This window comes from Bilifractor porci (assembly GCF_009696005.1).
GTDB lineage: Bacteria > Bacillota > Clostridia > Lachnospirales > Lachnospiraceae > Bilifractor > Bilifractor porci.
This window is the reverse complement of sequence record NZ_VUMV01000001.1, coordinates 389089-411973: the sequence shown is the minus strand read 5'-3', so window position 1 is coordinate 411973 and position 22885 is coordinate 389089. Positions and strand designations below refer to the sequence as shown.

The window sequence follows — 22885 nt, the reverse complement described above, 5'->3', positions numbered from 1 at the left end:
ATGGGAATGGAGAACAAGCCGGTCCTTGTTATTATGGCAGCCGGCATGGGCAGCCGCTACGGCGGCCTGAAGCAGATGGATCCGATGGACAAAAGGGGACACCTGATTATTGATTATTCGATTTATGATGCCCTGCAGGCGGGGTTTCAGCAGGTCCTGTTTGTGATCCGGGAGGAAAACGCGGAGCTTTTCAGGGAAAAGATCGGAAACCGCGTCGCCAGGCACATGAAGGTCGGCTATGTGTACCAGCGGCTCTCTGACATACCGGCGGAATTTTCTGTTCCGAAGGGGAGGACAAAGCCCTGGGGAACCGGGCATGCGGTTCTCTCCGCGTACTTTGCCACGGAAGGGGCTCCTTTTGCCGTCATCAACGCGGATGATTTTTACGGAAGAGATGCTTTCTGCAGGATGTACCGCTTTCTGGAAAACCAGAGGGATCTGGAGGGAAAGTACCGCTACGCAATGGTCGGCTATCAGCTGAAAAATACGGTGACGGAGAACGGCTCTGTTTCCAGGGGAATCTGTGACCTGGATGAAAAGGGATACCTGAAGAAGATTACCGAGAGAACACGGATCGAGACAAAGGGGGACAGAATCGCCTTTACGGAGGATGAGGGGAAAAGCTGGACAGAGCTTGCGCCTGACACCCCGGTGTCCATGAATTTCTGGGGATTCTCCAACAGCATCATGAATGAGCTTCTTACCGGATTCCGTGCCTTTCTGGAGGAAAATCTGGATAAAAACCCGCTGAAATGTGAGTATTATCTGCCTTCTGTCGTAGAAAAGCTTTTAAGGGAAGGCAGGGCGGAGGTACAGGTGCTTCCCAATGCGGACAAGTGGTACGGGGTGACGTATAAAGAAGATAAGGAGCAGGTGGTCCGGGCTCTGGCGGCCATGAGGGAGAAAGGGATTTACCCGGAAGAACTTCTGGACTGAAGATCCGGAACTGCTGCTGGAAAAACAGGGTGGTAGAGAACTATGCTGGCAATGCATCGTAAAAAAATCTGTTATGCCGGAATCCTGGCGGCACTTATCCTGGCGTCTGTTGTTCTGCTGCGGCGGGATGCGTGGGTTTTTCTGAAGTGGTATTTTTTTATCACCCTACTGGGGATTCTCGCGGCTCCGGTTGCGGACAGGGTTTTCGGGGGATTTGACGATCACGGCTGGCTTTTTTCCAAGGTGATCGGCCTGCTTTTCGGCGGGTATTTTGTATGGCTGATGGCCGTGATCGGGCTTGTACAGTTTACCAACCGCAGGGCTCTGGTGGAGACGCTGATCCTGGCGGGGATTCTGTGGACAGCCGCGCTGCGGAAACAGGGAAAGACCTTTCCGGACTGGAATACCGTCCTTCTCGACGAGATCCTTTTTTTCGGCTTTTTTCTGATGTGGACATGGTTCGTGTGCTTTAATCCCCAGGCAAAGGGGACGGAGAAGTATATGGACTACGGTTTTCTGGCAGCCATGATGCGGAGCTCCGCCCTTCCGGCCAAAGACATCTGGTATGGTCTGAAGAATATCAACTATTACTACGGCGGACAGTATTACGCTGCCTATCTTGCCAAGATTTCCTACACGGATGCCAGTGACGCATACAACCTGATGCGAACCATGATCTCTTCCTTTGGCTTCGTGCTTCCGTTTTCGCTGGTTCGTCAGATGCTGCTTTCGCATTACGGAAGAAAAACCTTTGCGGGACGCCGTCTGGGAACCGGGAGGTCTTTTCTGGGAGGGATTCTCGCCGGGACAGCGGTTTCTCTGGCGGGAAATATGCATTATGTCCTGTACGGCCTGTTCGGGAAGGTGTTCCGCCTGTCCGGCTACGAGGATTACTGGTTTCCGGCTTCCACCAGGTATATCGGCCACAATCCTCAGACAAATGACCAGTGTATCCATGAATTCCCGTGTTATTCCTTTGTGCTTGGGGATCTGCACGCGCATATGGTAAACATCATGTTTGTGGTTACGCTGGTCGCCATTCTGTATTCCTGGGCGGTGCGGGTCAGGGAGCAGAGGCAGGAACGGCTGCGGCGGGAGGCACTGGAGGAGAAGGAGCAGCTGAAGCGCCCGAAAAAGTATGTAAAAGATCCTTTGCCGCGCAGAATTCTCCGGTTTGCCTGGAAAAACATCTGGGAACCCAGGCTCCTGCTTGCCGCTTTTTTCGTCGGCCTGTTCAAATGGACAAATTACTGGGATTTTGTCATCTATTTTACGGTGACCTTTTTCTGTATTATTCTTGTGGCGTTTTACCGCTACGGGGAATCGCCGCTTCAGGCGGCGGGCTGCATCATCCTCCATGCGCTGGAGGTCTTCGGATTTGCGACGGCAGCAGCCCTCCCGTTTACCCTGACCTTTGAGACCATGGTATCGGGCGTGGCATTATGCACCAGCCACACAGCCTTCTATCAGCTGGTTGTTCTGTGGGGGCTGCCGGTGGCTGTCCTGGTCGTTTTTACGGTTTATCTGATCGGGAGCTTCGGAAAACGGTACAGAAAAAGAAGGGACGGGAACCGTTTCACCGCCTTCTGCAGAAAAATGGAGCTTTCCGATGTCTTTATCTGGATGCTGGGATTCTGCGGATTCGGACTGATTCTGATCCCGGAGCTTGTGTATGTGCGGGACATCTACGAAAACGGCTACGCAAGGTCCAACACGATGTTCAAGCTGACCTATCAGGCATTTATCCTTTTCGGCATGATGATGGGGTATGTCTTTGTACGCCTGATTTCAGAGAATGTCAGAAAATGGGTCCGCGGGATAGTGATTGCTCTTCTGGGCCTGTTCCTCCTGACATGCGGCTATTTCCCGTACTCGGTTTCCTGCTGGTTCGGGAATGTGTTTCAGACAGACCGGTTTCAGGGGATAGACGCAACCATGTTCCTGGAAAGCACCTATCCGGAGGATGCCGCCGCGATCCGCTGGCTGAATCTGAACGCGGACGGACAGCCTATGATCCTGGAGGCGTACGGGGACAGCTACAGCGACGACTGCCGTGTCTCCGCCATGACGGGGCTGCCTACGGTGGAAGGCTGGTACGTGCATGAATGGCTCTGGAGAAGCAACCCGGAGGATCTGACCGCAAAGAGACAGGAAATAGATACCATCTACACATCGCAGGACGCGCAGGAGGTGGAAACGCTGGTCAGGAAGTACGGAATCCGGTATATTTTTGTGGGAAGCCGCGAGAGAGCGCATTATTCCAATATTAACGACAGCCTGCTGGAGAGTCTCGGCTCCGTTGTGTTCCGGCAGGGCAATACCTATATTGTAGAGATCGGACAGTAGCATGGATTTATTTGAGTATGCCAGCTCCAGAAAAAAAGAAAAGGAAGCGCCCCTGGCTGCCAGGATGCGTCCGCGGACGCTGGATGAAGTGGTGGGACAGGAGCATATTATCGGGAAGGATAAGATGCTCTACCGCGCGATCAAGGCTGACAAGCTCAGCTCGATTATCTTTTACGGGCCTCCCGGAACCGGGAAAACCACACTGGCCAGGGTCATCGCCAATACCACAAGCGCGGAATTTACGCAGCTGAACGCGACGACCTCCGGGAAAAAAGAGATGGAAACCGCGGTCAATGGCGCCCGTGACCGGATGGGAATGTACGGGAAGAAGACGATCCTGTTTATCGACGAGATTCACCGCTTCAACAAGAGCCAGCAGGATTACCTGCTTCCGTTTGTGGAGGACGGCACCGTTATCCTGATCGGCGCCACTACGGAGAATCCGTATTTTGAGGTGAATTCCGCCCTGATCTCCCGGTCAGTTATTTTTGAGCTGCGTCCGCTGTCGAAGGACAATATCCGGACGCTTCTGGAACGCGCCGTGAAGGATGAGGAGCGGGGGCTGGGAAGCCTTCACCCGGTTCTGGAACCGGACGCGGCGGATTTTCTGGCGGATATAGCCGGAGGCGATGCCAGGGAGGCGCTGAACGCGCTGGAGCTGGGTGTCCTGACGACAGAGCCGTCGGAGGACGGACGGATCCACATCGACCTGGATACGGCCTCCGAGTGCATCCAGAAGCGGGTCGTGCGCTATGACAAGACGGGAGACCAGCATTACGATACGATTTCCGCCTTTATCAAGAGCATGCGTGGCTCCGATCCGGATGCAGCGGTGTATTATCTCGCGAAAATGCTCTATGCGGGAGAGGATATCAAGTTTATTTCCCGCAGGATTATGATCTGCGCGGCAGAGGACGTGGGCAATGCCGATCCGATGGCCCTGGTGGTAGCTGTATCCGCGGCGCAGGCGGTAGAGAGGATCGGAATGCCGGAGGCAAAGCTGATTCTCTCCCAGGCGGCGATCTATGTGGCCAGCGCGCCGAAGAGCAACGCCTGTACTGAGGCGGTATTTGCCGCCCTGCGCTCGGTCCGGTCCGTGCAGACAACTGTTCCCGCCCATCTGCAGGACGCCCATTACAGCGGCCATGAAAAGCTGGGACACGGCACGGGCTACAAGTACGCGCATGATTTTCCCAATCACTATGTCGAACAACAGTACCTTCCGGACGAGATTCTGGGCTCAAAGTTCTATGAGCCCACGGAAAACGGATACGAACAGAAAATCCGGGAGTATTTCAGAAAAATACACCCGGAAGGATAAAGAGTTAACAAAAGTATAATTACGTGTCAATCAGTCCAACCGCCACATGTATACAGGCATACGCGGCGTCGGGCTGTCGGCACTGTAATGATCATACCAATAGTTTCATAACGGCCGCATAGACCTCCTGGCTTTTGGCTTTCCAGTTTTCCGCCAGCGTCTGTGCGGCTTTTTCCGTCGGGACGCTGAGCTTCATCTCAATCAGCGTGGTGTTTCCCTCCCGGACGCTGCAGCTGACCGTGTAATCCATGTCCGCGGAGCGGTAATAGTCCGCGATGCAGGAGGATTCGCTGCGCATCTCATAGGAATGGAGGACCAGGTAGTTTGAGATGTCCCGGCGGATTTCCGGAGAAATTTCCCCCTTGAAATATTCCAGTGTCTTGGCGCCCTTTTCGGTCCGGCTGTAATAGGTGGTGTGGTTGTGAACCTCTGTTTTGATCAGTCCGGAATCAATCATATTCTGCAGTATTTCCTGAAGCTGAAAATATCGTGTGTAGTCCTCGCTGAGCATCAGGTTGGTGATCTGCGAATTGGTCATGGGAAAATTTACTTTTCCCAGAGTGTAGAGAATAATCAGCTTATAAAGGGTCGTTGTGGTATCCAGCATGGGTGATCTGCCTCCCCGCAGGTTTGGGTGCTGCATGTGCGCGGGACAGCCGAATCCTGCGTCCGTCGTGTCTGTCTGTTGCGAATCTGTTCAACAGTATAGCACAGAACAGACTCCTGTTGGAAACCTGTACTTGAAATTTCAGAACGGACTGGGTATGATACGTCTGACAGAGGATGAAAAGAAGCTTTTGTTCTGGCGCATTTTGTCAGAATCGATAGGCAGAAGGAGAGAAGAATGAGTAAAAAACCTACTGTACTGATGATTTTAGACGGATACGGAGAGAATCCGAAGAGAGAACATAACGCGATCGCGGAGGCGGATACGCCGGTTATGGATAAGCTGAAAGCAGAGTGCCCTTATGTACAGGGACAGGCCAGCGGCCTGGCAGTCGGCCTGCCGGAAGGACAGATGGGAAATTCGGAGGTCGGCCATATGAACATGGGCGCCGGACGGATTGTCTATCAGGATCTGACCCGTATCACAAAGGCCATCCAGGACGGCGATTTCTTTAAGAATGAAGAGCTGATCCTGGCAATGGAAAACGCGAAGAAGAACGGCAGCTCCCTGCATCTGTTCGGACTTCTTTCCGACGGCGGGGTGCACAGCCATATTACACATCTGTACGCGCTTCTGGAGATGGCAAAACAGCACGGACTGAAAAAAGTTTATGTACACTGCTTCCTGGACGGAAGAGATACGCCGCCTACTTCCGGCATCGAGTATGTGGAGCAGCTGATGAATAAGATGAAAGAAATCGGCGTGGGGGAAATCGGCGTGATTTCCGGCCGCTACTATGCCATGGACCGCGATAATCGCTGGGACAGAGAGGAAAAAGCGTATACTGCCCTGACCAAAGGGGAAGGCGTTGACGGAGGAACCGATCCGCTGAAGGCGCTTCAGGCGTCCTATGACCAGGGGGTCACAGACGAGTTTGTTGTTCCTACGGTCATGAAGAAGGCCGACGGAACCCCGGTTACGGTGATCAAAGACGGAGATTCCGTGATCTTCTTCAATTTCCGTCCGGACCGCGCGAGACAGATTACCCGTGCGTTCTGCGATCCGGAATTCAAGGGCTTTGAAAGAGAAAAGCTTCTGAAGCTGACCTATGTCTGCTTCAAGGATTACGATGAGACAATCCCCAATAAGCTGGTTGCCTTTAAGAAGGAGCATCTGGTCAACACCTTCGGGGAGTGGCTGGCAAACCACGGAATGACACAGGCCAGAATCGCCGAGACGGAAAAGTACGCCCATGTCACCTTCTTCTTTAACGGAGGGGTCGAGGAGCCCAATAAGGGAGAGGACAGAATCCTGGTACATTCCCCCAAAGTGGCCACCTATGACCTGAAACCGGAGATGAGCGCTCCGGAGGTCTGCGACAGGCTCTGCGAGGCAATCCGTTCCGAGAAATACGATGTTATCGTCATTAACTTCGCGAATCCCGACATGGTCGGACACACCGGGGTAGAGGCCGCCGCGATCAAGGCGATTGAAGTGGTGGATCAGTGCGTCGGCAGGGCGGTAGAGGCTCTGAAGGAAGTGGACGGCCAGATGTTTATCTGTGCGGATCACGGAAATGCAGAGGTGATGGTGGACGAGAAAACAGGAGAACCCTGGACGGCCCATACCACCAACCCGGTTCCGTTTATTCTGGTCAATTATGACCCGGCATACGGACTGCGCGAGGGCGGACGTCTCTGCGACATTGTTCCGACCCTGATTGAGATGATGGGAATGCAGAAGCCGGAAGAGATGACAGGAGAGTCTCTTCTTATCAGGAAATAAGAAGAAGGTCTTATCCCGGTTCCTGCAGTCCTGCAGGTATAATCGGGGCATGGCTTTTGACACAGGCATCAGCATGTAATTATTTACTAATTATTCCTTAATACTGCTTAATACTTGCCGACACCGCGGGATTTGACAAGAGGATTGCGCGGTGCTACTATTCTGAAATCAGATATACATTCTGCTGCATACTTATGCAGGCGGCCGCCTGAGGGCGGAAGGCTGCAGCGCGCGGAATTTTATCTGCGGCAGCGCCGGTAAAATCCGGCAAAAGGTTCATTCAAAAAGGAAAGAGGGAATTTATTATGAAAAAGAAATTGGCACTTGCCCTGACAGTTCTTATGACGGCCGGGCTGGCTGCGTGCGGCGGGAGCGCTTCTTCTTCCGCTTCTTCTGCAGCCGCTTCCTCGGCATCTTCCGCATCCGCGTCTTCCGCGGAAGCATCTTCCTCCGGCACTGCCGGAACGGAAGAATCCGTTACCAATTCCGGATCTGCAGCTGTATCCAGCTCTGCCGCGGTTACCGGGGATTTTACGACGGTAGAGGCGGGCAAGCTCCACATGGCTACCAACGCGGCATTTCCTCCTTATGAGAGCACATCCGATGACGGGGGCTTTGAGGGTATCGATATTGATCTGGCGCAGAAGATTGCGGATGACCTGGGCCTGGAGCTGGTTGTCGATGATATGGATTTCTCTTCCGTCATCACTTCGGTACAGTCCGGCAAGGAAGATATCGCCATGGCCGGCCTTACCGTCACAGATGAAAGAAAGCAGAACGTAGATTTCACAGACACCTACGCAACCGGCGTGCAGGTTATTATTGTACCGGAGGATTCCGACATTAAGACCGTGGACGACCTGGCCAATGATAAGATGATCGGGTGCCAGGAGGGAACCACCGGCTACATTTACTGCTCCGATACGCCGGAGAACGGCGGATACGGGGAGGATCACGTTGTTGCCTACACGAACGGAGCAACGGCCATTCAGGCGCTGCTGGCAGGAAAGGTAGACGCGGTTGTCATTGATTCCCAGCCGGCTCAGGAATTTGTCAAGGCAAATCCGGGACTGAAGATTCTTGATACCGAATATGTATCGGAGGACTACGCGATCGGCGTCAGCAAATCCAACACCGGACTGCGGGACGCGCTTAACGCGGAGCTGAAGAAACTGAAGGACGATGGAACTGTTCAGGAAATCCTGGATAAATACATCAAGGCGGAATAACGCGGAGACTGCCGCATCGTTCTTCCGGGGCCGGCTCTTGTCGGCTCCGGCGCCTGACCGGAAAATTGCGGGAGTTTCAAAGAAACGGAGCAATTCGTGATATCGTTTGGGGGCAAAAGACCTTTTGCCCCCGACATCATATTTTATAGGGGGAACAGATCTTTGCCTGCATGGATGCTAAAAATCGGACATGCGTTTTATCAGAGCTTTATTGAGGCGGACCGCTGGAAGCGTTACCTGAGCGGACTGGGTGTTTCGTTCACCGTCACGCTGGGAGCCCTGGCCATTGGTATTGTACTCGGTGTGCTGGTGGCGATTGCAAGGACACAGCACGACCAGCAGAAAACAGGGCAGAAGCCGAACCGGCTGATTTCGGTCCTGAATGTCATCTGCGAGATCTACGTTACCGTTATCCGCGGTACTCCTATGATGGTTCAGCTTCTGATCATGGGGCTGGTTATCTTTGCGTCCAGCCGGAACCTGATCGGCATTGCCATCCTTTCCCTGGGCATCAACTCCGGCGCCTATGTCTCGGAAATCATACGAAGCGGCATTATGTCCATTGATCCGGGGCAGATGGAAGCAGGACGCTCTCTCGGCATGGGCTATCCGGTCGTCATGAGAGAGATCATCATTCCCCAGGCGATTAAAAACATTCTTCCGGCGCTGGGCAACGAGCTGATTACCCTTTTCAAGGATACTTCTCTGGTTACGGTAATCGGGCTTGCGGATCTGACAAAAGTGGCCATTCAGATTCAGGCGAAAACCTATCAGGCCTTTATGCCGTTCTTCGGGATAGCAGCCATGTACCTGATAGTGGTCATGATTCTTACCAAGCTTCTTGGAATTCTGGAAAGGAGGCTGCGCAGAAGTGACAGACGTTAACAGCCAGGGCAGAGCTTTGATCCGTGTCGAGCATCTGACCAAAAAATTCGGAGATACCCTTGTTCTGGATGATATTTCAGAGCATATTGACGAAGGAGAGAAGGTCGTCATTATCGGGCCATCCGGTTCCGGAAAATCAACCTTTCTCCGCTGCCTGAACCTTCTGGAGATTCCCACATCGGGAAGGGTCTGGTTTAATAACCAGGAGATTACTTCCCAGAATACAGACATCAATAAAATCCGCTGCCAGATGGGGATGGTGTTCCAGCATTTCAACCTGTTTCCCAATAAAACAGTGAAACGGAATATCACACTGGCGCCCGTCCGCACCGGACTGATGACACAGGAACAGGCGGATCAGAGAGCCATGGAGCTTCTGCACCGGGTCGGCCTGGAGGATAAGGCAGACGTCTATCCCGCGTCCCTGTCTGGAGGGCAGAAACAGAGGATAGCCATTGTTCGTGCCATGGCGATGAATCCCAGGGTGCTGCTTTTTGACGAGCCGACATCCGCGCTCGATCCGGAAATGGTCGGGGAGGTTCTGGAGGTCATGCGGGAGCTTGCGGAAGACGGTATGACAATGGCCATTGTCACCCACGAGATGGGCTTCGCCAGAGAGGTCGGAAGCCGCGTGCTCTTCATCAATGAGGGCAAGGTACAGGAAGAAGGAACCCCGGAGGAGATTTTCAGCCATCCGAAAAATCCCAGGCTGCAGGATTTCCTGTCCAAGGTTCTGTGAACATCCTGCGCGGAAGCGCCTGAGCTTTGCGTCTATTGTGGAGCAAAGATTTCTGATACGCAGACGCTTTGGCCTGTCTGTGACTTGTTTAGAAAGTAATTTATACGATGATTTAATGGATGAATGTATCCTTACGGGTTGTAGCTGAGACATAAAGGGCGGGCACAAACATGAAATTTGTAATCCAGCGTGTAACGCGGGCAGACGTCCAGGTGGATGGAAAAGTAATCGGAAAGATCGGAAAAGGATTTGTCGTCCTGATCGGCGTCGGCCCGGACGACACAAAGGAAACTGCCGACAGGTATCTCCGGAAGTTGATCGGCCTCCGTATTTTTGATGATGAAAACGGGAAGACCAATCTTTCTCTCGCGGACGTGAACGGGGAACTCCTTCTGATTTCGCAGTTTACGCTCTATGCCGACTGCAGAAAAGGGAACCGGCCGAGCTTTATCAATGCCGGTGAACCGGGAATGGCAAAAGAACTCTATGAATACATCGTCGCGGAGGCTCAGAAGGCAGTGCCCTCTGTCCAGACCGGAAGCTTTGGCGCGGACATGAAGGTCTCTCTGGTGAATGACGGGCCGTTTACGGTAATTCTGGAAAATCTTTAAGCGGTGGCTTGCCATTTGCCGGACGGTATGATAAGATACCCGTTGTGAGTCTTTTTGCAGCAGGAGGAAATTGCATTGACTGCGGTTATCCGTACAATTTTAACAGTAATCTTTACCATTGACTGTGTTGCCCTTATTATTATCATCCTTCGGCAGCAGGGCAAGGACAACGGCCTTGGCGCAATCGGCGGTATGACATCCGCGGATACGTACTGGAGCAAGAATAAGGGACGTTCGGAGGAAGGACGGATGATTCTGGCAACCCGCATCATGTCGATTGTTTTTATCGGCCTTGCGGTGCTTCTGAATACTAAGTTCATCTGATCCGTATCTGCATAAAAATGGTTGAAGACTGGCTGTTGCATATTTCTGCAGCAGCTTTTGTATTTCTGGAGAAATCAGAATGTCCGGGGACAGCTATAAACTGATTGCCAATAATAAAAAGGCATATCATGAATATTTTATTGATGAAAAATATGAGGCGGGAATCTCTCTGGCAGGAACAGAGGTAAAATCCTGTCGTATGGGAAAATGCTCCATCAAGGAAGCGTTTGTCAGGATTGAGGACGGACAGGTCTACATCTACGGAATGCATATCAGCCCTTATGAGAAGGGGAATATCTTCAACCGGGATTCTGTCCGGGTGCGGAAGCTGCTGATGCATAAGGATGAGATCCGGAAGCTGGACGGCAAAGTCCGCGAAAAAGGAGTTACGATTGTGCCTCTGCAGGTCTATTTCAAGGGACCGCTGGTCAAGGTGCAGATCGGCCTGGCCCGCGGAAAGAAACTCTATGACAAGAGGGACGACATAGCGAAAAAGGATATGCGGCGGGAGGCGGAACGCAGCTTTAAGGTAAAAAATCTGTATTGAGACAGACTTCTGTCTGCTCTGCTTTTATGGTACATGCCAGGGACAGCCGGTTATAGATTTATGATCAGCTGCGTGGAGCATGGAGTATTTGTGTCAGTTAATTCTTGCGCCTGACGCAGGGATTTACTATAATATATCTGGGTCTGTACTGGTTTCGACAGGTCGTTGGAGACGGTAGCAGCACGCCGAGGATGGTGGACACCTCGTAAATCCGACACCAAACAATATTCGCTAACAACGAAGAACCGGTAGCACTGGCCGCCTAAGCAGTGCATCCCCTCGTGGGATCAAAGCTCTGCGGATATCGCCGCTGTATTCCGCAGGGTCCAAAGGAAGCGGCTGCACACAGTTAATCAAGCTGTCAAGAGACTGTGCCAAGATAATCTTGCCAGACCACTCTGTACAGTCTGTCCGTGAGGATGGCAGAGAAGGCAGGAAGACGGACTAAGCGTGTAGAGGAACCGGCAAAGGCGGTTTGGACACGGGTTCGACCCCCGTCAGATCCACTCTTCTCAAAAAGCGTGAATATGGGACACTCTTGCTTCTCCCTTATTCATGCTTTTTTTGTAAGCAGGGAAGGAACCTGGAGGTGTAAGAAATTTCTTCTCTTCATTCTGTTCTTCACAGCGCGGACACAATTAAAAGCTAGGATAGCTTTATACGCGGCAGTTCAGCAGGAGCAGTCTGTTGTTTCTGCGAAACCAGGATAACTTTAGACACAGGCGGAAATAAGGAATGCCTGCGGGGTTTTTCGTAAACAAGTACACCCTGCCGGGGGTACTGCAGGAAGCATAATAGAAGGTAAGAGGAAATCATATGGACGGATTAAAAATACTGGTTGTGGATGACGAAGCCCGTATGCGCAAGCTTGTTCGGGATTTTCTTGTGAAAAAAGACTTTACGGTGCTGGAGGCCGGAGACGGGGAAGAAGCGCTGAATCTTTTTTATTCGGATAAAGATATTAAACTGATTATTCTGGACGTTATGATGCCCAAAATGGACGGATGGGAAGTCTGCCGGGAGATTCGGAGAGAGTCAAAGGTGCCGATCATCATGCTGACGGCCCGCGGGGATGAGAGGGATGAACTGATGGGTTTCGATCTCGGCGTGGATGAGTATATTTCCAAGCCATTCAGTCCGAAGGTTCTTGTAGCAAGGGTGGAAGCCATCCTCCGCAGAACCAGCCAGATCGGAGGCAATGATATTCTGGAGGCAGGGGGCGTTCGGATTGACAAATCGGCGCATATTGCCTCTGTGGACGGAAAAGAGATGGATCTGAGCTTTAAGGAGTTTGAGCTGCTCACTTATTTTCTGGAAAATAAGGGGATTGCGCTGTCTAGGGAAAAAATACTGAATAACGTATGGAATTATGACTATTTCGGCGACGCCAGGACGATCGACACCCATGTAAAGAAACTTCGGAGCAAGATGGGGGAGAAAGGTTCCTACATCAAAACCATCTGGGGGATGGGGTACAAATTTACAACCGATGACAATAATTAAATTTTGAGATTTTACACAGGCCGGCTGATTCAGCCGGCCTTTCATGAAGGGAATGGGAAGAAGAAACGCCTGAAAATGTTCCTATGATGTTCCGTTTACTGTTATAATGAAATATATGTTTTATGCGTTTTGTGAACAGGAAAATAAATTATGAAGAAATCAATCCGAAAAAAAATCGCGTTTACTTTTATTATTATCATGGTGCTTGTTCTGGCAGCTGTAGGGGTGTTCCAGTGGTCTTTTGCGGGAACCTTTTATGCTTCCCAGAAGCAGAAAAAGCTGGTGGAGAGCTATGAGAAGATTGCGGATCAGGGGAATGACACGGACTGGGACGCGTTTAACAATTACTGCAGCGTGAACGGCCTCACCTACTGTGTCACAGACTCGCAGATGAATGCCACGCAGACGAACGCGCAGAATGATGATGCCATGGCAGGCCGGCTCTTCGGCTTTATCATGGGGATGGAGGATGATCACGCGCATATCATACAGTCTTCCGGATCCTATAAAATTATCCAGCTGAAGGACCGCTTTACCAATATGCAGTACCTGGAGCTGTATGCCGGGATGGAGGACGGCGGCTACTACATGGTGATGTGCCCGGTTCAGAGCATTTCTGACGCGGCACAGGTTTCCACGAGGTTTTTTGTCTATATCAGCGTGGTCGCCGTCATTGCCGGGGCACTTGCCATGTGGCTGATTACCAGAAAGATTGTGCAGCCGATTCAGGAGCTGACGACGCTCTCCAAGCGGATGGCAGATCTGGACTTCGATGCGCGCTACACCAGCGGGGGACAGGATGAAATCGGAGAACTCGGAGAGAACTTTAATCAGATGTCTGATAATCTGGAACATGCCGTGGAGGATCTGAAAACTGCCAATACAAAGCTGCAGAAGGATATCGAGCAGAAAACGCAGATTGACGATATGCGCAAGGAGTTTCTTTCTAATGTTTCGCATGAGCTGAAAACACCGATCGCGCTGATACAGGGATACGCAGAGGGACTGAAGGACTGCATCAATGATGATCCGGAGAGCAGGGATTTCTACTGCGACGTCATTATCGACGAGTCCGGAAAGATGAATACAATGGTGAAGCAGCTGCTGACGCTGAACCAGCTGGAATTCGGGAATGATCTGGTTTCTATGGCCAGATTTAATCTGACGGAGCTGATCAACGGCGTTATACAGTCCGCGAAGGTGATGATTCAGCAGGCGCAGGTTCGCGTGGAGTTTGAGCAGGAGGATCCGGTCTGGGTCTGGGGCGATGAGTTTAAGATCGAGGAGGTTGTCACAAATTATCTGACGAACGCCATCCATCACGCGGAGGGAGAGAAGATAATCTCGGTCCACTGCCAGGAGATGAATGGTGTCGTGACAACCTGCGTCTTTAACACCGGCAGCCCGATCCCGGAGGATTCTCTGGATAAGATCTGGATCAAATTCTATAAAGTGGATAAAGCCCGCACCAGGGCCTACGGCGGAAGCGGCATCGGTCTGTCCATTGTCAAGGCGATCATGGACGGACATCATCAGAAATGCTGGGCGGAGAATAAGGAGAACGGTGTGGCCTTCTATTTTACGCTGGAGAGTAAAGTAGAACTGTAAAAGACGGAGGTCGAACGGCAGTTTCCTGCTGCTGTGGGGTTGCTGTGGTATTCCCGCCTTCCGGGGAAGTATATGCCATGCTTCCGTCGGCAGGGGAGAGAAGACTGGTGTCGGAAGTTACGGTTCGCGCGCGGCGTTGTATTCCCGCAGGAATGCTTTCGGATCGGTGTAATTGATCTGCCTGACCTGCGAGGCAATCTCGGCAATCAGGCGGTTTCTGCCGCACATCTTTTTTCCGTCTGCGGTTGTCAGGGAAAGATAGAGGCCGATTCCGATGATCAGACGGTCAAACAGGCCGGATTCCAGATCGGAGGAGTTTGCCTCGCACAGAATGCCGCCGGTTTTTTTCCGTTCCAGATAGAATTCGTCGGTTCCGCGGATGGAGAGCGGGGGCAGCTGCAGGGCGGAAAATGCCCGGAGAACGGCCACTGCGGTACCGGAAAAAACATTTTCAAGCTGGTCGGGGCGGAGACCGGCGTGCAGCAGGAAGCTGCAGTAAATGCCCTTGTTGGCGGGGGAAGGAAAGCTGCTTCCGTTGTGGCCGCGCCCGGCGGTCTGGGTGTCGCTGACCAGCAGAAGCTCTCCGGTCTCTCCGGCGCTAAGAAGACGCGCCGCCTCCCGGTTTGTGGAGTCTACCTCCCGGTATACCTTAAGCTTCAGGCTTCGGCAGCTTTCGGGCAGCCAGGAACGGATCACAGAGGCGGACAGGAGATCGGAGGAATCCGTCAGAAAGTAGCCCCGGTTTCCTGCAGATGCAACAGGATAGCCCTCCTGTATCAAGGCATGGATGGCTTTCCATACAGCGTTTCGGGAAACTCCCAGAGCGTCTGCCAGCTGCTGCCCGGACACCGGCTTTCCCTCTCTTTTATTCAGTTCTTCCAGCAGTTTTCCCTTTATACTCATTTTTTCTCCTGACGCCCAAACCTGTAAAAAGCCTAACATAAGCGTATTCCACATGCAATACAGACAAATGTAAAATCATTGGTGCATTGGAAATAATAATCAGAATATACGTAGAATTCACATGTAAATTCACTACTTACAAAAAATGCGTTTTTTTGTTATAATTAAGTAGAAATACGGACGACAGAAGAATCAGAGTTCCTCTAAGACTTTTATGGATTGCCGCAGGTTTACGTTTTTTGGAGAGAGGAAGTAAAAAAATGTTTGAGAAGGGAGAATATGTGGTTTACGGGACCAACGGGCCCTGTCTGGTAGAAGAGATCACGAAGCTGAAGATGCCCGGCTGTGACGCGCGCAGAAAATACTATGTGCTCCGCCCGGTGACAACAAATAAGAGCGTGATCTATTCTCCTGTGGACAATGAAAAGGTGGTTATGCGCAAAGTGGCCACCAGGGAAGAGGCGGCAGAATTACTGAGGGAGATTCCCTCCATCGCGGAGGCTTCCGTGGAAAATGAAAAGCTGCGGGAGGCCACCTACAAGAGTATCATGAAGGAAAGCGACCTGAGCAAATGGGTGGGAATGATCAAGATGCTGCTCTCCCGGAGAAAAATACGGGAGTCACAGGGGAGAAAATTCACATCGATTGACGAGCGATACCTGAAGGAGGCGGAAGATCTTCTGGATTCGGAACTCTGTCTTGCCCTGGGCGAAGACAGGGACACGGTCCGCAAGATGCTGGCAGACACTCTGACGGACGCGGCGGAACAGAATGCCTGAACGGCGGAACCATGGCTCTTACGGGGCCGATGGTTCTTTTTTTACCTTTTTTTGTCTTGTTTTGACAATTACAGATGCCGGATGTACTATGAAGACAAGCATTTTAACGACCGGAGGGAGACACATGGAGAATTCATATCGCTTCTTTGCGAATAAGGACTGTAAATACTATCCCTGCCACAAGGGGCAGGAGGATTTTAACTGTCTGTTCTGCTACTGTCCGTTCTATCTGAAGGAAAAATGTCCCGGCAGACCGGAATTCTGGCAGAAGGACGGGAAAATTATCAAGGACTGTACCAACTGCACCTTTCCTCACCGTCCGGAAAGTTACGATGTGATCATCAACTGGATCAAAAAAGAGAACGAGAAGCGGGAGTTCAGTGAGGAAATCAGAAAAAAGGCGAAACCGGTCGGACAGGGCTGAAAAATGCCGGTTTTTGCCGTTATATCACAGGAGGATTTGTCATGGCGTTTGAGAAGGAAACACTGATTGAGGATGCATTGAAGCTGGGATTTTCCCACGCCGGCTTTGCCAGCATTGATACGCTCAAGCCGATGGAAGAGGTGCGGGACATGTGCGCGGTGGACAAGTGCCACGCCTATAATAAAACCTGGACATGCCCTCCCGGCTGCGGCACCGTCGCGGAGTGCGGGGAACGCATGAAAAAATATGACTGGGGCATCCTGGTTCAGACGACAGCGGAGCTGGAAGATTCTATGGATTACGAGGGAATGATGGACGGCGTGAACCGCCAGAAGGAGAACTGCGCGAAGTTCCTGAAAGAGCTGCAGGGCGTTTATCCGGATATTCTGGCGCTTACCTCTGCCAGCTGCGACATCTGCAAAAAATGCACGTTCCCGGACGCCCCCTGCAGATTTCCGGAGAAAGCTACCTCCGCCATGGAGGGGTACGGCCTTCTGGTCAGCCAGGTCTGCAAGGACAATCAGATGAAATACTACTACGGCCCGAACACGGTGACCTATACCTCCCTGTTTCTCGTAAAGGACAGGTAGACCGGGTCAGTCTTCCGGAGTTTCTGCTTTCCCGGAGCCGGAACGGATTTTAATTCCGTTTACCTCGACATTGCCGGTTACCGGGATCAGGATATACTCGGTTCCGTCTATGATTCTGGACTCAATCAGATCTGTGCGGGAGGAACTGACAGATATTTTTACGTCATCGGAGCTGACCTCGAATTTCCGGGTGTTTGCGAGGTTGCTGGCCAGCAGGCAGTTTCCGTTCTCCGGGTCGTCCTGGTAGGCCGCGTCAAAGCGCTCCAGCTGTTCCGGACGGGCACCGCAGTGCTCCAGCAGATGGCGGATTTCATTTTTTTCCAGAGGAGTCGGTTCCGGCTCCTCTTTTTTTCCCTCCAGCAGCGCGTTGATGTTCTCGTGAACAGATTTTGCCGTCTCAAAGTCACAGTTTTCCCCGAAGGTTTCTTCAATTACTTCGTTGAAGGTGCTTTTCTGGTCGTCTGCCGGGAGCGGGGTGACGCACCCCAGAAGATCGGTGATCAGCTCCGGGTGAAGCAGATCCGGATTTTTGCTGTAGTAGAGAAGGCTGTGGATGTCTGTATTCCTGTCGTTAAAGGCGGGAAAAAGAAATCCGGCTGCCGGCATCTGGACCATCCGGTCCTGCGTCTTGTCAATAAAGGTTCCGGCGGAAGGGTCATAGCAGAGCCCGGCTTTGGACAGGGAGACCGGGCAGATGCTGCACAGAAGGAAGCTGTAGACGTAGTCCGAGGCATCCTCCAGCTCCAGGCCGTCGCTGGTGTGCCCCGGTACGTCGTAGGTCCCGTACACCAGGAGGATCAGATAATTCTCCGCATCCAGATAGGTCTCGATCACCTTGTCATAGAAGGCGGTCACCATGTCCTCATCCTTCAGCTCCGAATCCCGCAGGGCAAGCAGCTGCTGCTGACGGCCTCCGGGAACTTCTTCCTTCAGCGGAAACTCCAGGTTCAGGAGATTTTTTCCCACGGAGCCGGAAAGTGTTTTCTTCAGGATATCGGAATACTTAAACATTTCCTCTTCCGGAAGGGAGAGGAAGGCCTCTTTCATGGTGGCTATTGTTTCCTTGTGGCCGTCCACATAGCATCCGCAGATCCGGTTTACGTGGCAGTTGTCTTTTTTCAGCTGTTTTTGAATTTCAAGTACTTCTTTTTTATTCATTTCTTCAGGATCTCCTGTATCTTATTTCCTGTAAATCCCATAAATTCAGCCCTGCGGCGCGAAAAATACGCGTCCGCCGCGCAGGGCACAAAAACCAATCCTAGTATAGCAAAAAAAGTTTTGTAAAAAAAGCTTGCTTTTTCCCTGACCCTATGGTAAGGTACTACTTGGTTGATTGGTCAAGCGGTTAAGACGCCGCCCTCTCACGGCGGAAACAAGGGTTCGATTCCCTTATCAACTGCGCAGCGTCCGGTGGTTTTACACCGGACGCTTTTTCCATTTATCGACAGCAGATTCAGAAGGAACTTGCATGACTAAGAAGATTGATTACAGTGAAAAAAGCATCCGCGTGCTGGAAGGACTGGAAGCGGTGCGGATGCGTCCCGGCATGTATATCGGCAGCACCGGGAGGAAGGGACTGAACCACCTGATCTATGAAATCGTGGATAATTCGGTGGACGAGCATCTTGCGGGATGCTGCGACAAGATTATCGTCGTTCTGGAGCCGGACGGTTCCTGTACGGTTTCGGACAACGGCCGCGGAATTCCCGTCGGCCTGCATGAAAAGGGAATGCCGGCGGAGCGCCTGGTGTTTACCACCCTCCATGCCGGCGGAAAGTTCGACAATAATGTCTACAAAACCAGCGGCGGACTGCACGGAGTCGGATCCTCGGTCGTGAACGCCCTTTCCTCCTATATGGATGTCCGGATCAGCAGGGACGGCTATATCCATCATGACCGGTTCGAGAGAGGGGTTCCGGTCATTGAACTGGAAAACGGAAAGCTCCCTGTGCTGGGGAAAACAAAAGAAACCGGAACATCCATTAACTTTCTGCCGGACAGTGAGATCTTCGAGACGACAAGATTTTCCTCGTCGGATCTGAAAAGCCGCCTGCACGAGACCGCCTATCTGAATCCGAACCTGACGATCCAGTTCAGCGACCGCCGGGACGGAAGGGACGAGACGGTTGTTTTTCACGAACCGGAAGGCATTGTCGGGTTTGTGCGGGATCTGAACCGGAACCGGGAAGTGCTGCACGACCCGGTTTATTTCAAGGGAGAATCGGAAAATATTACCGTGGAGGTGGCCTTCCAGTATATCCGGGAGTTCCAGGAAAATGTTCTGGGCTTCTGCAACAACATCTATAATTCCGAGGGAGGCACGCACATCACCGGTTTCAAGACGCAGTTTACCATGGTGATGAATAATTACGCCAGGGAACTCGGCGTTCTGAAGGAGAAGGACTCCAACTTTACCGGCGCGGACATCCGGAACGGGATGACGGCGGTTATTTCCATCAAGCACCCGGACCCCCGGTTCGAGGGACAGACCAAGACAAAGCTGGACAACCCGGATGCGTCCAGGGCGGTGGCAAAGGTTACCGGCGAGGAGGTGACGCACTATTTTGACCGCAATCTTCCGGTGCTGAAAACGGTGCTGGAGTGCGCGGAGCGGTCGGCAAAAATACGCCGGTCGGAGGAAAAGGCAAAAACCAATATGCTGGTAAAGCCGAAATACTCCTTTGATTCCAACGGAAAGCTGGCCAACTGCGAGAAGAAGGATCCGGAGAAATGCGAGATCTTTATCGTGGAGGGAGACTCCGCCGGCGGCTCGGCCAAGATGGCGCGGGACAGAAATTATCAGGCGATCTTCCCGATCCGCGGGAAAATCCTGAACGTGGAGAAGGCGACGATCGACAAGGTGCTTGCCAATGCGGAGATCAAGGGAATGATCAACGCCTTCGGCTGCGGCTTCTCCGAGGGCTATGGAAACGATTTTGATATCACAAAGCTCCGTTATAACAAGATTATTATCATGGCGGATGCGGATGTAGACGGGGCGCATATTTCCACGCTGCTGCTGACCCTGTTCTACCGGTTTATGCCGGAGCTGATCTATCAGGGGCATGTGTATATCGCCATGCCTCCTCTCTACAAGACCATTCCCGCAAAGGGAAAGGGGGAATACCTGTACGATGACAAGGCGTTGGAAAGGTACCGGAAAAAGCATCAGGGGCAGAAGTTTACCCTGCAGCGCTACAAAGGACTGGGAGAGATGGATCCGCAGCAGCTTTGGGACACGACGCTGAATCCGGAAACCAGGCGTATGCGGCTGGTGGAAATCGAGGACGCACGTCTTGCGTCAGAGATGACGGAGATTCTGATGGGAACCAGCGTTCCGCCCAGAAAGGAATTTATCTATGAGCATGCGGCGGACGCGGAGCTGGATGTGTAGAAAACAGCCGGTCCGATCCGGGAAGCATAAAGAAGCAGAGAAGAATCAGAGCAGGAGAGCAGTATGGAAGAAATCATAAGAACCGAATACTCGGAGCTTATGCAGAAGGCATATATCGATTACGCGATGAGCGTCATTGTGTCACGCGCGCTTCCGGATGTCCGGGACGGGCTGAAGCCGGTACAGAGGCGGACGCTGTATGACATGCTGGAGCTTGGTACCTACTGGGACAGACCCTACCGGAAATCCGCCCGTATCGTGGGCGATACCATGGGTAAATATCACCCGCACGGCGACAGTTCGATCTACGACGCGCTTGTCGTTATGGCACAGGATTTCAAGAAGGGCCAGCCACTGGTGGACGGGCACGGGAATTTCGGCTCCATAGAGGGAGACGGGGCCGCTGCCATGCGTTATACGGAGGCCCGGCTGATGAAGATCACGCAGGAGGTTTACCTGCAGGATCTTGATAAGGATGTTGTCAACTGGGTTCCGAATTTTGATGAGACAGAGAAGGAGCCGGAGGTACTTCCCGTCCGTATTCCCAATCTCCTGGTAAACGGGTCGGACGGTATTGCGGTCGGTATGGCAACCAGTATCCCCCCGCATAATCTTGGAGAAGTGGCGGACGCGGCAAGGGCTTATATCCGGAACAGCAGCCTGACCAGCCGCCAGCTGATGAAATATATCAAGGGTCCGGATTTCCCCACGGGCGGCATCGTCGTAAACATGGATGAACTGCCGGAGATCTACGAGACCGGAACCGGGAAAATCCGGATCCGCGGCAAGGTGGAGGTCGAGCAGGGGAAAAACGGAAAACAGTATCTGGTTATTACCGAGATTCCGTACCCGATGATCGGGGCGAATATCGGGAAGTTCCTCTGCGATGTGGCGGAACTGGTGGAAAGCAGGCAGGCGCCGGAGATCACAGACATCTCCAATCAGTCCTCCAAAGAGGGAATCCGGATTGTTCTGGAGCTGCGCCGCGGGGCGGATGTGGAGAGGCTGAAAAACCTTCTCTACAGGAAGACCCGTCTGGAGGACACCTTCGGCGTCAACATGCTGGCGGTTGTGAACGGCCGGCCGGAGACGCTCGGACTGAAACAGATTCTGGATCAGTTTGTGGATTTTCAGTTTGACATCACCACCAGAAAGTATCAGAGACTTCTGGCGAAGGAGATGGAGAAGGAGGAAATTCAGGAGGGGCTGATCCGGGCGGTCGATGTGATCGACTTGATTATTGAAATTCTCCGGGGAAGCAGAAACCAGCAGCAGGCAAAGGACTGCCTGACGATGGGCGTGACGGACGGCATCCGCTTCCGGCACAAAACCAGCGAAAAGCAGGCGAAGGAGCTCTGCTTTACCAACCGGCAGGCGCAGGCGATTCTGGACATGCGCCTGGTAAAGCTGATCGGACTGGAGCTGGACGCGCTGTACAAGGAGAATGAGGAGACAAAAAAGAAAATTGATCTCTACGAGAATATCCTGAACAACTATGACGCCATGGCGGATGTCATCCTGAAGGATCTGGAGCATACCAAAAAGGAGTTTGCCCGCCCCCGGCGCACACAGCTGATGAATGCGCAGACGGCGGAGCCGGAAGAACCGGAGGAAGAAGATGCAGAGCTGGTATTCCTGATGGACCGGTTCGGGTACGCCAGAACGGTGGAGCCCTCTGTCTATGAGAGAAACCAGGAAGCGGCCGACAAGGAAAATAAATATGTCTTCCGATGCATGAGCAGCGGCAAGATCTGCATTTTTACCGACCGGGGGACCATGCACACGGTTCGCGTGAAGGATCTTCCTTTCGGAAAATTCCGTGACAAGGGCACGCCGGTGGACAACCTTTGCAATTATTCTTCCGCAGAGGAAGAGATTGTCAGCGTCACTCCCCTGGCGGACATCCTGGATAAGAAGCTGGTCTTTGTTACATCTGCCGGGATGGTCAAAGTGGTAGACGGAGGGGAGTTCAACGCTTCCAAACGGACTATTTCCGCTACCAGGCTGTCCGTGGAAGAGGACAGGCTTGTCATGGCTTCTCCGGCCGACCAGGGAGAGTTTCTGGTCATGCAGACCGTGGACGGATACTTTATCCGCTTTGCGGTGTCAGAGATACCGGAGAAAAAAAAGACCGCCGTCGGTGTGCGGGGAATCCGCCTGGGCGCGGACGACCGGGTGGAAAAGGCATGGCTGATTGCCTCCCGGATGGAATTTGCCGTATCCTATAAGGAGAAGAAGCTCATCCTGAATAAGATCAGGCTGAGCAAAAGAGACGGAAAGGGAACGAAGGTCCGTGTCTGATAAGTCCCGCCGGGGCGGGACAGGGAGTATATTCTGCGGCGCCGTAAAGAGAA

The 22885-nt window shown here is 52.4% G+C and carries 20 protein-coding genes, 1 tRNA gene and 1 other RNA gene; 19 read left to right on the top strand and 3 right to left on the bottom strand.

Annotated elements, in window-relative coordinates; all coding sequences use genetic code 11:
- Genes FYJ60_RS01845 through FYJ60_RS01835 form a run of 3 tightly spaced genes read left to right on the top strand, consistent with a single transcriptional unit; the run spans position 1 to position 4603 of the window.
- Positions 1–936 carry a sugar phosphate nucleotidyltransferase gene (locus tag FYJ60_RS01845; RefSeq protein ID WP_330579074.1) on the top strand — a complete coding sequence of 312 codons (936 nt, stop codon included), beginning with the start codon at positions 1–3 and terminating at the stop codon, positions 934–936.
- Between the two features lie 42 nt (positions 937–978).
- On the top strand, positions 979–3282 hold the full coding sequence (locus tag FYJ60_RS01840; protein WP_235903284.1) for a DUF2298 domain-containing protein: 2304 nt from the start codon (positions 979–981) through the stop codon (positions 3280–3282).
- A gap of 1 nt (position 3283) precedes the next feature.
- Complete coding sequence (locus tag FYJ60_RS01835; RefSeq protein ID WP_154456872.1) at positions 3284–4603, top strand: replication-associated recombination protein A; 1320 nt, start codon at positions 3284–3286, stop codon at positions 4601–4603.
- A 91-nt stretch (positions 4604–4694) separates the two neighbouring features.
- Here FYJ60_RS01835 and FYJ60_RS01830 read toward each other — a convergent pair whose 3' ends face one another.
- On the bottom strand, positions 4695–5210 hold the full coding sequence (locus tag FYJ60_RS01830) for a DUF4364 family protein (RefSeq protein WP_205838917.1): 516 nt from the start codon (positions 5208–5210) through the stop codon (positions 4695–4697).
- A gap of 237 nt (positions 5211–5447) precedes the next feature.
- Here FYJ60_RS01830 and gpmI point away from each other — a divergent pair, with 237 nt between their 5' ends.
- The 10 genes from gpmI (at position 5448) to FYJ60_RS01780 (ending at position 14441) form a co-directional block, all read left to right on the top strand.
- Positions 5448–6995, top strand: a complete 1548-nt coding sequence (gpmI, locus tag FYJ60_RS01825; protein ID WP_154456870.1) for a 2,3-bisphosphoglycerate-independent phosphoglycerate mutase — start codon at positions 5448–5450, stop codon at positions 6993–6995.
- A 305-nt stretch (positions 6996–7300) separates the two neighbouring features.
- On the top strand, positions 7301–8224 hold the full coding sequence (locus tag FYJ60_RS01820) for an ABC transporter substrate-binding protein (protein WP_154456869.1): 924 nt from the start codon (positions 7301–7303) through the stop codon (positions 8222–8224).
- 162 nt (positions 8225–8386) lie between these two features.
- Positions 8387–9109 carry an amino acid ABC transporter permease gene (locus FYJ60_RS01815; RefSeq protein ID WP_235903283.1) on the top strand — a complete coding sequence of 241 codons (723 nt, stop codon included), beginning with the start codon at positions 8387–8389 and terminating at the stop codon, positions 9107–9109.
- Between the two features lie 16 nt (positions 9110–9125).
- Positions 9126–9848 carry an amino acid ABC transporter ATP-binding protein gene (locus FYJ60_RS01810; protein ID WP_154457071.1) on the top strand — a complete coding sequence of 241 codons (723 nt, stop codon included), beginning with the start codon at positions 9126–9128 and terminating at the stop codon, positions 9846–9848.
- A 170-nt stretch (positions 9849–10018) separates the two neighbouring features.
- A complete protein-coding gene (gene dtd, locus FYJ60_RS01805; protein ID WP_154456868.1) occupies positions 10019–10459 on the top strand; it encodes a D-aminoacyl-tRNA deacylase in 441 nt (146 codons plus the stop codon).
- A gap of 75 nt (positions 10460–10534) precedes the next feature.
- Positions 10535–10783: a preprotein translocase subunit SecG gene (secG, locus tag FYJ60_RS01800; RefSeq protein ID WP_154456867.1), complete on the top strand. Its 249-nt coding sequence runs from the start codon at positions 10535–10537 to the stop codon at positions 10781–10783.
- Positions 10784–10862: 79 nt separating this feature from the next.
- On the top strand, positions 10863–11330 hold the full coding sequence (smpB, locus tag FYJ60_RS01795; protein ID WP_154456866.1) for an SsrA-binding protein SmpB: 468 nt from the start codon (positions 10863–10865) through the stop codon (positions 11328–11330).
- Between the two features lie 139 nt (positions 11331–11469).
- Positions 11470–11839, top strand: a transfer-messenger RNA (tmRNA) gene (gene ssrA, locus FYJ60_RS01790).
- 307 nt (positions 11840–12146) lie between these two features.
- Positions 12147–12833, top strand: a complete 687-nt coding sequence (locus FYJ60_RS01785) for a response regulator transcription factor (protein ID WP_154456865.1) — start codon at positions 12147–12149, stop codon at positions 12831–12833.
- 150 nt (positions 12834–12983) lie between these two features.
- Positions 12984–14441 (top strand): sensor histidine kinase, encoded by a 1458-nt coding sequence (locus FYJ60_RS01780; RefSeq protein WP_154456864.1) that lies wholly within the window; start codon positions 12984–12986, stop codon positions 14439–14441.
- A gap of 117 nt (positions 14442–14558) precedes the next feature.
- Here FYJ60_RS01780 and FYJ60_RS01775 read toward each other — a convergent pair whose 3' ends face one another.
- Positions 14559–15344, bottom strand: a complete 786-nt coding sequence (locus FYJ60_RS01775) for a biotin operon repressor (protein WP_205838916.1) — start codon at positions 15342–15344, stop codon at positions 14559–14561.
- Between the two features lie 260 nt (positions 15345–15604).
- On the opposite strand from FYJ60_RS01775, the gene FYJ60_RS01770 reads away from it, so the two are divergent.
- From FYJ60_RS01770 to FYJ60_RS01760, 3 genes are all read left to right on the top strand, one after another.
- Positions 15605–16123 (top strand): CarD family transcriptional regulator, encoded by a 519-nt coding sequence (locus FYJ60_RS01770; protein ID WP_154456862.1) that lies wholly within the window; start codon positions 15605–15607, stop codon positions 16121–16123.
- A 124-nt stretch (positions 16124–16247) separates the two neighbouring features.
- On the top strand, positions 16248–16547 hold the full coding sequence (locus FYJ60_RS01765) for a cysteine-rich small domain-containing protein (RefSeq protein WP_154456861.1): 300 nt from the start codon (positions 16248–16250) through the stop codon (positions 16545–16547).
- Positions 16548–16588: 41 nt separating this feature from the next.
- Entirely contained in the window at positions 16589–17137 is a 549-nt protein-coding gene (locus FYJ60_RS01760) for a DUF2284 domain-containing protein (protein WP_154456860.1), read from the top strand.
- A gap of 6 nt (positions 17138–17143) precedes the next feature.
- On the opposite strand, the gene FYJ60_RS01755 is transcribed toward FYJ60_RS01760, so the two are convergent.
- The gene (locus FYJ60_RS01755) at positions 17144–18295 is read right to left on the bottom strand and encodes a DUF4317 domain-containing protein (RefSeq protein WP_154456859.1); all 1152 of its coding nucleotides are present in this window, start codon (positions 18293–18295) and stop codon (positions 17144–17146) included.
- 169 nt (positions 18296–18464) lie between these two features.
- Here FYJ60_RS01755 and FYJ60_RS01750 point away from each other — a divergent pair.
- The 3 genes from FYJ60_RS01750 (at position 18465) to FYJ60_RS01740 (ending at position 22832) form a co-directional block, all read left to right on the top strand.
- Positions 18465–18536 (top strand) — tRNA-Glu (locus FYJ60_RS01750).
- Positions 18537–18605: 69 nt separating this feature from the next.
- A complete protein-coding gene (locus tag FYJ60_RS01745; RefSeq protein ID WP_154456858.1) occupies positions 18606–20531 on the top strand; it encodes a DNA gyrase/topoisomerase IV subunit B in 1926 nt (641 codons plus the stop codon).
- Positions 20532–20594: 63 nt separating this feature from the next.
- Entirely contained in the window at positions 20595–22832 is a 2238-nt protein-coding gene (locus FYJ60_RS01740; RefSeq protein ID WP_154456857.1) for a DNA gyrase/topoisomerase IV subunit A, read from the top strand.
- Positions 22833–22885: the final 53 nt, after the last annotated feature.

What these genes read in the sequence shown, in the direction of transcription:
- FYJ60_RS01845 (WP_330579074.1), top strand. Translation starts at nt 1, where the DNA reads ATGGGAATGGAGAACAAGCCGGTCCTTGTTATTATGGCAGCCGGCATG.
- smpB (WP_154456866.1), top strand. Translation starts at nt 10,863, where the DNA reads ATGTCCGGGGACAGCTATAAACTGATTGCCAATAATAAAAAGGCATAT.
- FYJ60_RS01775 (WP_205838916.1), bottom strand. Translation starts at nt 15,344, where the DNA reads ATGAGTATAAAGGGAAAACTGCTGGAAGAACTGAATAAAAGAGAGGGA.
- gpmI (WP_154456870.1), top strand. Translation starts at nt 5,448, where the DNA reads ATGAGTAAAAAACCTACTGTACTGATGATTTTAGACGGATACGGAGAG.
- FYJ60_RS01745 (WP_154456858.1), top strand. Translation starts at nt 18,606, where the DNA reads ATGACTAAGAAGATTGATTACAGTGAAAAAAGCATCCGCGTGCTGGAA.
- FYJ60_RS01770 (WP_154456862.1), top strand. Translation starts at nt 15,605, where the DNA reads ATGTTTGAGAAGGGAGAATATGTGGTTTACGGGACCAACGGGCCCTGT.
- FYJ60_RS01785 (WP_154456865.1), top strand. Translation starts at nt 12,147, where the DNA reads ATGGACGGATTAAAAATACTGGTTGTGGATGACGAAGCCCGTATGCGC.
- FYJ60_RS01830 (WP_205838917.1), bottom strand. Translation starts at nt 5,210, where the DNA reads ATGCTGGATACCACAACGACCCTTTATAAGCTGATTATTCTCTACACT.
- FYJ60_RS01765 (WP_154456861.1), top strand. Translation starts at nt 16,248, where the DNA reads ATGGAGAATTCATATCGCTTCTTTGCGAATAAGGACTGTAAATACTAT.
- FYJ60_RS01840 (WP_235903284.1), top strand. Translation starts at nt 979, where the DNA reads ATGCTGGCAATGCATCGTAAAAAAATCTGTTATGCCGGAATCCTGGCG.
- FYJ60_RS01740 (WP_154456857.1), top strand. Translation starts at nt 20,595, where the DNA reads ATGGAAGAAATCATAAGAACCGAATACTCGGAGCTTATGCAGAAGGCA.
- dtd (WP_154456868.1), top strand. Translation starts at nt 10,019, where the DNA reads ATGAAATTTGTAATCCAGCGTGTAACGCGGGCAGACGTCCAGGTGGAT.
- FYJ60_RS01760 (WP_154456860.1), top strand. Translation starts at nt 16,589, where the DNA reads ATGGCGTTTGAGAAGGAAACACTGATTGAGGATGCATTGAAGCTGGGA.
- FYJ60_RS01820 (WP_154456869.1), top strand. Translation starts at nt 7,301, where the DNA reads ATGAAAAAGAAATTGGCACTTGCCCTGACAGTTCTTATGACGGCCGGG.
- FYJ60_RS01755 (WP_154456859.1), bottom strand. Translation starts at nt 18,295, where the DNA reads ATGAATAAAAAAGAAGTACTTGAAATTCAAAAACAGCTGAAAAAAGAC.
- FYJ60_RS01835 (WP_154456872.1), top strand. Translation starts at nt 3,284, where the DNA reads ATGGATTTATTTGAGTATGCCAGCTCCAGAAAAAAAGAAAAGGAAGCG.
- FYJ60_RS01780 (WP_154456864.1), top strand. Translation starts at nt 12,984, where the DNA reads ATGAAGAAATCAATCCGAAAAAAAATCGCGTTTACTTTTATTATTATC.